Genomic DNA, 8,033 nt, shown 5'->3' on the forward strand with positions numbered 1-8,033 from the left:
CCGGTGGTCAGCGACGTCGAGTCGATGAGCCGCGCGCAGATGACTGTGCTGGTCGACGAGGGCCGCGGAGAACGGCACCGTGTCGCCGAGGCGGTCCTGGTCGAGCACCGGTGGTGGGTTGTTCACGTCGATGACGACCTGTACCGGCCCGTGACGCGCGAAACCGGCGCCGAGCTTGACCGGATGCAGATGCTCATGACCGCGTCCCTCGAGAGGGTGGCGCGCGCCCGGTTGGCGTCGTCGTCATGACCGGGCCTGTGATCGTCGCAAGTGCTGTGTGGCACGCGGAGCGGGCCGTGCTCGGCTCCGTCGTGAAACAACCTGAGCTGGCTACCGGCGCAGCCGCGTTGAGGACCGAGGAGTTCACCTACCCTGAGCACGCGGCGGTCTGGGCCGCAGTACTGGGCGTGCAGCGCGAGTCCGGGCATGCTCCCGATCCTGCTGATGTCGCGCTCGCGCCGGCAGTTCCCACACGGGTTCTGGCAAACGCCGAGGTCGTCGCCGAGGCCGTGGAGTCCCGGCGGTTCAGTCAAACAGACGTCGTGAACCCACGCCGGTTGATGCACGAGGTGCTCGCAGCCGCGCCGACGAACATCTTCGACGCCGCGGTGTACGAGCTCGTCGTGCGCGAGGCAGCCGCTCGGCGCCGCCTTGAGGAGCTAGGGATCCGGCCGGCGACCCCCAGCATCGGCATCACCGGCGACCTCGGCGCCGAGAGCCTCACCTCGCAGGAGCTAGCCGACCGCAAGCGCGTCCTGAGCAACGTCTATCGCAACGCGCGTGAAGAGAGCTCCAGCCACGCCCGCCCAGGAGCCGCCTCGGCGTCCGACGTGGCGGATCCGGTTACACCACTTCCGAAACAGCTCGTCTACCGCCAAGAGCAGGTGCTGATCCGTGCGATGCTGATCGACCCTTCAGCGCGGGACAGGAACCTCCTTGCTCTGTTTCAGCCTGAGGACTTCGGCTCGGCGAAGCACGCATCGACCTGGTACGCCATGCAGTGCGTGTTCGAGCGCCACGGTGGCCTCGTGCCGATCACCGTCGCCTGGGAGTCGGAGATCCATACCCCCACCGCGGTGAGCGTGTCGGAGCTGACGGCCATGACCCGCGAGCCTCCTGGCGATCTCGCGCTCGCCATCGTCGTCGTCGCACGTGCGGCGTGGACGCGGTACAACGAAGCATCGGTCCGCGCCCGAGCGGCTGACGACCTGGCGCCGGACGCTCGCGCTGATCGAGTACCGCCTCACGCGGCCAACGCGGTGGACCAAGCGCGGAGGCGAGCCGCGACCGAGTACGGGCCTACAGTGGCCACGATCCGCAGCTGACGACACTCGGACCTGCTCCTCTCCGGAGCTCGTCCGCGGATTCGACCTCGACGATGTCCAAGATCGTCGCCGCGCGCCTGACTTGGCGATGCGCCTGGGTTGATGGTGCGCGCACGGCGGTGCTTGCCGGCCGAGCCTTGACGAGGCCGACGCAGGAGCCCCGTGCGCCAGAAGCCGGCAACGTGAAAGCCGGATTCCGCGCCGAAGAGCGGGATCCGGCTCCAGATATGAGATAGCGGCCCACACTTCGACCGGCAGGTTTCGGAAGTGTGGGCCGCCTCGCCGCGAGTTCATGTGAACATCCGGCAGGGAGGGGGTACTGGCGGTTTAATTACGTAATGTCCTCCTTTCTGGCTGCTCTGGGAACGTCGGTCTGTGTCAGCAGTGGCCGATCGCGCACGCGTAGGTGACCTTGCCCCGGCCCTGCAGCGCCCAGTGGTCCGTGAGGTTCGTGACCCCGCCCATGATGTTGATCTCTTTGTAGCTGGCGAACGGCCAGTAGCTGAACCGCACTCTGATGCGGGTGTCGTAGGGGCTGCAGTGGTTGTAGTAGGCCTTCTCGTTGGTGTCCCAGCCGGAGAAGTAGAACCCGCAGCTCGCGGCGTTGTAGCTGCCGCCAGAGCCGAGGCCCTGCTGCTCGATGGCGGTCCGCCCGTACACCTGGGCGGACGCGGTCGAGGCGAATCCTGCGGCGAGAGCAGCGGCGACAGCGAGCGTGGCCGCAGCTCGGCCGAAAATGGAAGTCTTCATTGTTTTCCCCCGAGTGCGTCACTGATATAGCGGGACGGCGCGCGACTGTTGGCAATTTGCGCAAGGTTTCCCGCGTGCGGCTCCAAGAAAAGCCGAGGAGCTTCGCTGTGGTCAAGATACGGCGGAAATTATCCGAATTTGCCTCGTGGTCACGAGCGCGTCAGGCGTCGTTGTCGCGTAATGCGGTGGTGCGAATGCGTATTGTCACGGCCCGGGGCAGGGCTCCGGCGGGAAGTCGCGGCACACTGAACCCGGATCACCAGGGCTTGCTGTCACCGTCTGCCCGGGTCGTCACGCTGTGGCCGCGAGGGGGCGCACGTGATGGGCACGGCGGGACGCGGCGAAGGCGGCCTGCACGAGTCCAGGTTGCACACGCAGCGCGAGGGCGAGCCGGGTGCGGATCGGCACAGGAAGAACACCCGTGCGTTCGAACGTGGCGATCGAGCCGGTGCCGATGCCGAGGTTGGCGGCGAGCAACTCCCCTGTTTCCTCCTGTGCTCCCAGCGCACCGGTTTCCCACCATGCGAGCCGCTGGGGGGTGATCCACAGCCGCTGGGCGAGTTCTGCGCGGGTCAGCGCACGCAGCTCACGCAGGTTCGTCAGCGTCGGAGGTGCGGTCAGCGGGTGCTGCAGCTGCGCGGGAGTCACACGCAGGACCTCGGCGACGCTGCGCAGAACGCGCGCGGTGATCGGTGTGACTCCACGCTCCAACCTGGACACCGCGTCGTTGGCGGCATGAATCTGCTCGCCGAGTTCGGCCTGCGTGAGGCCGGCGCGCTGCCGGTGGCGGATCATCGCCTTGCGATCGAAGTTCGGGACCTCTCGGCGGGCGGGCATGAACGTGTTCCCCCTGGATAGTGATGGTCTCGCGCGGACGGTCGCCTCGAGCGTCCAGTGACGCTGGACAAGCCGGCGCGGTGACGGGTTCTTCAGCTACGAGAGCGGCTTGAACCGCCCGAGATGGTCGGGTCCACGTCGACGCGCGGACGCACCACGGTCAGCTTCGGCCTGCTCGGCTGGGCGGCGGGTGGGGCCGCTTGGCTGACAGCGGCCGCGATGGCGCGCACGAGTCCCGCCTGCACCGGTGGCAGCGTGCGCACAACCTCGGGATCGCGCGCGTGCAGCTTGGCGATTTCCCTGGACATCTCGTTGCGGGCGTTTTTCTCCGCCTCGGAAAGTTCGCCCCGCGGCGCCGTGGGGTGAGTAAGCCGATGCAGGTACCGGTCTGCTGCGCGACGCAAGGCGCTGGGCGGGTGCGTGGGGTCGTCGCCGCTCGGGCGAGGCTGGTCGTGCCACGAGGCGTCGGGCACGAGGAGCAGCAGGAAGCGGGCCCGGCCGCTGTCAAGCAGGGCAATCGCGGACGGGGTCTCGGCCTGGATCCTGGCGATGCGGGCGGCGGCGCGCGAGGTGTCGCTGATCGCTCGCCCGTCCGTCTGGCTTCGGTCGAACTGAGGCAGGGTGGTGAGAATCGCGAACTCGTCGATCAGGACCTTGAGCCGGTCGGCTGCTTCCTGCGTTCGTTGCCGTTCGGCTAGGGCCTCGCCGTGGGCGCGTAAGGCCGGGATGACCAGCCCTTCGGTGGCCGCGAGGCCGCGCGCGATCTCGCGGATGTCCTCCGCGAGCGCGGAGACGTCGCGCAGCGGCAGCGCCGCGGTGGAGATCGAGCCGTCCAGGTCGAGCGCGCGTAGGTCGCTGTGTCCGTTCTCGCGTGCGTTCGCGACGGCCTCGTCGTACCGCGTTGCCTGGATGGCCAGATACTCACACAACCCCGCCACGTAGTGCTGCTGGTCGAGTTGATCAACGAAGTTCTGCGCCGAGCCCTGCTGCACGGCGCGCTCATACGCATCCAGGACGCCGCGGACATCGAGCGGCTGCACAGGCGAGGACGTTAGCCGAGCGTCGACGAGGCGCCCGATGAACAGTTCGGCGTGGTCCTCGCCGGCGTTGCGATAGTGGGCATCGATCATTGAGTCGTGAGCGTCACTGGTCAGTTTCGCCCGCATGCTCCTCACACGCTGGGCCAAGGGTTCGGGCGCTGGCGGCTGGATTGCCGGTAGCCCAGCGAACGGCACGACGGCGGATCCGCCAATGGGGTCAGTCATAAGGACTTCCTGTTCTGATCGGACGTAGTCCGGGCGGAATCAGGAAGCGGGGGCTGATCGTGCTCCCGCCCTGTGTTGCACTGGACAGGAGCGGTACTCCGATGGGCTGGCTTCCCAGCTAGGTCAGGTCTGAGGTCGGAGGGTAAGCATGGCCTGGATGACTGTGAGCGCCCCGACTGTTTCCACCGTGGCGGTCGATCAGTTCCCGCGTCACGGATTGCTATGGGGAGCTTGCAGTTTTCCCATCTGTTGGGCTTGCGTGAAACCTATGCGCCGATGATTACAGGGTGCCACCTCACAATCGGGGTTCCGGATCTTTCGGAGGACAGGCATGAACGTGTTTCTCCAGCCGATGACGGACGTGCGGTTGCGGATTGCCTGAACGTCAAGCGGTACGGGGCAGGCGTCGCGCTGCTGGTGAGTCAGCCACGTCTGTGGCCAGCGTTCGTTGCGGGCAAGGTCCGGTCCGGATGAGCATGAGGGCGAACCAAGGTCAGGTGTCTCTTTTCGGCTGGCGGGGCGACATTGGGTGAGGATTTGACCGCTTCAACGATCTCGCGAACGAGCCCCGCGTGAACGGGAGGCAAGGTGAGTACGGTTGAGGGATCGGCTGCGTGCAGCTCCGCGATCGCGACAAGATCACGGCGCATGGCGGCACTTGTGAGTTTCTCCTGTGAGCCATTGTGGTGACTCATCCGAGCAAAGACGCGCTCGGCTGCGTCGAACAACTTGCTGGGAATCTGTCTAGAGCCACCGGATCTTTTCGGCCGGGGATTGTCGTGCCGAGTGACGTCGGGCAGCAGGTCACGCAGAACCTTGGCTCGGTTGTCGTCGAGTTGTGTGATCGCGGACGGAGTCTCGCCCTGGACTTGGCCGATCTGGACGGCGATGCGCGCGGTGTCGCTGATCTGTCGCCCCGCCGCCGTGCTGCGGTCCAACTGGGGTACGGCGGTGATTACTGCGAGCTTGTCGACCAACGCGGCGAGTCTGCCGGCAGCTCGCTCAACCCGTTGGCGCTCGGCTTCGGCCTCGTCGTAGGCGTGCAGGGCCGGGCTGAGCACGCGTGTGGCTTGCGCCAGCGTACGAGCTACGCCGCGCATCTGGTCAGCGAGTTCGGCGACGTCCTGCAGCGACAGTCCCGTGGTCGGCAGCAAGCCGTCCTGTTCGAGGTGTGCGCTGTCGAGTCCGACGCTACGCGCGGTCGAGAGGTACTGGTCGTACCGGTTCGCTTGCAGCGCAAGATGGTCACAGAGCGCGGCGACGTAGCTTTGTTGAGCAAGTGACAGTTGGTCGCCGAGCCGGGGTTCCGGTCTGTTGCGGAGGAAGTCGCGCACCGCGGTGGCCGCATCGAACGGGTGCTGCGGGTTGGTGCGACGAGCGTCGAGCAGGCGCTGGGTGAAAATTTCGGCGTGGCGCGCCCCGATTTCCCGGTAGTACACGACGGTCACAGCGACGGGTGCATCGCGGTACACATCGTCGACCAAACCTTGGATGCGCCGGTCGACTTCACTGGATGTCAGCGGGGCAATCTCCGGGAGGCCGGCGAATGACACGATGTCAGCGCTTCTGGCGGGTCCGGTCATGACGACTTCCTGTTCTGTGCGGACGGCGTCCGGTTGAATCAGGAAGCGGGGGCTGATCCTGTGCTCCTGCTGAGGTGCTTGTTGCTCAGGAGCGGTCGTGCGGTGGGCTGGCTTCCCAGCGGTGTCAGATTTTAGACCTGTTCGTGTCCAGCGGTCCACCGAACACGCGGGTGGCGACCCATCGGCCTCCTTTGGCCTGCAGGGAGATCTGGCGAATTAGCTGGCCGGACTGCGGTGCCTCGATCATCTGCTGATCGCCGATGTAGAGGGCGACGTGGTCTTTCTCGCCATCGTCGTTCCAGTCCCAGAACAGCAGGTCGCCGGGTTGTAGCTGGTCGGCGCGCACGGTCTGTGCGCGGGTGCTGTTGTACTGGGCGTCGGCCACGCGGGGCAGCTCGATCTGCCCGGATGTGCCCACGTAGAACGCGTACCGCATCAGCGACGAGCAGTCGAAGCCGACGACGTGGGTGTCGGGCGGCATGCCCAGCGTGGGCTTCTCGAGCCCGCCGCCACCCCACGAGTACATGGTCTTGTTCACGTGAGCGGCGGCCGCGACGATGACCTCCTTGGCCTCTCCGGTCCCCCGCAGCACCTGCGCGTACTTGGTGACCGCGAGTTGCCGGATCTTGTGGACGTAGTCCTGCGTCTCCGTGATCGGCGGGACTCCGCCGCTGTCAAGAACATGCCCCGGACCTGCGTTGTAGCTGGCCAGCGCCAAGCTGATCACATCGCCTACCAGGCCCGGTCTCTTCTCCACGAACGAGACCAGGTAGTCCATGTAGGCCGATTGCGAGGCGATGGCGTCAGCGCCGTTACGGGGGTCGGCCCGGCTATCGCCGTCACCGTCGCGGCCCCACTCCGTCCACGTCGACGGCAGGAACTGTGCGGGGCCGTCCGCGCCTGAGCCGTCGTTGTGCGCATCCAGCCGCCAGCCGCTCTCGACCTCCAGTTGCGCGGCCAGAATCGGTGCGGGCAGCTTGGGGTACTTCGTGGCAGCGTCCTGCAACGGCCCGCAGGCCCACGCCGGAACCCCCGAACAGCTCAACGAGATCCTGCTCCAGTCCAGACCGCCCCGGGACGCCGTCGCGGTCGTCGAGTTCTTCTGCGCACCGATCATCAGCGTCATGAGGATCACCACCATCATCCCCGCGGGCAGCAGCAACGCCGCGAACCCGAGCTTGTTGCCGGTGTTCACGGAAACTCCTCGCCGGAGCGGGAGTCCGCGAGGCGTACGTCGGTGACCCGCCAGCCCGAATCTGCACGGCCTAACGCGCAGTAGACGACCACAGTAGACAGTTCCTGGCGCCAGCCCGCGTCCCCGACCGCGACCCGCGTGGCCACCACCCCGGCGCCCGCATTGCCCTCACGCGGCGTCGGCGGGTCGTCGCGCACCGGCACTGTGGTGACCTCGACACGCCCGCGACGGGCCGCCACCATCGCCCACGTCGCGCTGCGGCCCTCGGCGCTGAGGCGCGATGCGAGCTCGGGCGTGCCGAACCGCTCGGCGGCACGCCGACGTGCGAGCCCCGGACCTTGGTCCCGTGTGGTGTCGAAGGCCAATGAAGCCGCCGCGAAATCCGAGCAGACCTTCTGCACCTCCTGCGGAACCGCCGCCGGCGTCGCTGCGGGCACGGGCGGCGGCGTGTCGAGTGCCGTGCCAGCAGGATCCCGCGAGCACGCCGCGAGCGCACACGCGGCAAGCGTGACGAGCAGTGCGGAACGTGTGGAACCTGGTAGAGCCATGATCGTCCCCCTCGATCATCCGGTGGTCCTGGTGGCGTGCGGTCGTCCCCCCGACGTGCCGCACGCGGCGCTCACGTCGCGGTCGAGGTGTAGGCAAGCAAGTCCTCCTCCAACCTCGTGCGGTCGAGAGCGTCGGCTTCACGAGTCGGCTCGACCGCCGGATGCTTCAACGCCACCACCAGCCACGTGGCGACTTGCCTCGGCGGCGGAACGAGCGCGAGCCCGAAGTAGGTGGGGACGCGGGGCTGCTCACCCTCGAAGCACACCTGCCAGGACCAGCCCTGTCGCTCTGTCCACATCAGCCGCACCCACTCGGCATCAGCCTCGGTGCCCGCGGGCGCTGGCTCGGTGATGGTCATCCGGCCACGCCGAAGTGGTACCGACTCGACCACGACGTCGGCGACAGCGACGTCCAGGCTGTGCAGTTCGGTCACGACGGCCTGCAGGTACTGCGCGTGAGCCGACGCTTCGGGTCGGTCATGATCTTGTTTCGTCATGCGGGTTCTTCCTTTCGTGCGATCAGTTCAACG

9 protein-coding genes are annotated in these 8,033 nt (G+C 67.1%); 2 read left to right on the plus strand and 7 right to left on the minus strand.

The features are described from left to right. The first annotated feature begins 3 nt into the window (after nt 1-3). Nucleotides 4-249: a hypothetical protein gene (locus tag ACZ7CF_RS34415; protein ID WP_470371680.1), complete on the plus strand. Its 246-nt coding sequence runs from the start codon at nt 4-6 to the stop codon at nt 247-249. Further along, a complete protein-coding gene (locus ACZ7CF_RS34420; protein ID WP_470371681.1) occupies nt 246-1,325 on the plus strand; it encodes a DnaB-like helicase N-terminal domain-containing protein in 1,080 nt (359 codons plus the stop codon). The genes ACZ7CF_RS34415 and ACZ7CF_RS34420 overlap by 4 nt, the downstream gene beginning before the upstream one ends. 378 nt (nt 1,326-1,703) lie before the next feature. Here ACZ7CF_RS34420 and ACZ7CF_RS34425 read toward each other — a convergent pair whose 3' ends face one another. The 7 genes from ACZ7CF_RS34425 to ACZ7CF_RS34455 all read right to left on the minus strand — a co-directional run bounded on the left by ACZ7CF_RS34425 (nt 1,704) and on the right by ACZ7CF_RS34455 (nt 8,000). After that, complete coding sequence (locus ACZ7CF_RS34425; protein WP_470371682.1) at nt 1,704-2,075, minus strand: DUF6355 family natural product biosynthesis protein; 372 nt, start codon at nt 2,073-2,075, stop codon at nt 1,704-1,706. Nucleotides 2,076-2,366: 291 nt separating this feature from the next. Further along, nucleotides 2,367-2,912 carry a helix-turn-helix domain-containing protein gene (locus ACZ7CF_RS34430; protein WP_470371683.1) on the minus strand — a complete coding sequence of 182 codons (546 nt, stop codon included), beginning with the start codon at nt 2,910-2,912 and terminating at the stop codon, nt 2,367-2,369. Nucleotides 2,913-3,004: 92 nt separating this feature from the next. Further along, nucleotides 3,005-4,042, minus strand: coding sequence for a hypothetical protein (locus ACZ7CF_RS34435; protein WP_470371684.1), 1,038 nt, complete (start codon nt 4,040-4,042; stop codon nt 3,005-3,007). 557 nt (nt 4,043-4,599) lie between these two features. Then, nucleotides 4,600-5,760 carry a hypothetical protein gene (locus tag ACZ7CF_RS34440; protein ID WP_470371685.1) on the minus strand — a complete coding sequence of 387 codons (1,161 nt, stop codon included), beginning with the start codon at nt 5,758-5,760 and terminating at the stop codon, nt 4,600-4,602. A 124-nt stretch (nt 5,761-5,884) separates the two neighbouring features. Further along, nucleotides 5,885-6,955, minus strand: coding sequence for a C40 family peptidase (locus ACZ7CF_RS34445; protein ID WP_470371686.1), 1,071 nt, complete (start codon nt 6,953-6,955; stop codon nt 5,885-5,887). Next, nucleotides 6,952-7,392 (minus strand): hypothetical protein, encoded by a 441-nt coding sequence (locus tag ACZ7CF_RS34450; RefSeq protein WP_470371687.1) that lies wholly within the window; start codon nt 7,390-7,392, stop codon nt 6,952-6,954. Before ACZ7CF_RS34450 ends, ACZ7CF_RS34445 begins: the two co-directional genes overlap by 4 nt. A gap of 182 nt (nt 7,393-7,574) precedes the next feature. Further along, a complete protein-coding gene (locus ACZ7CF_RS34455; protein ID WP_470371688.1) occupies nt 7,575-8,000 on the minus strand; it encodes a DUF6292 family protein in 426 nt (141 codons plus the stop codon). Nucleotides 8,001-8,033: the final 33 nt, after the last annotated feature.

The sequence above is a fragment of the Lentzea sp. NPDC036955 genome (assembly GCF_055608005.1).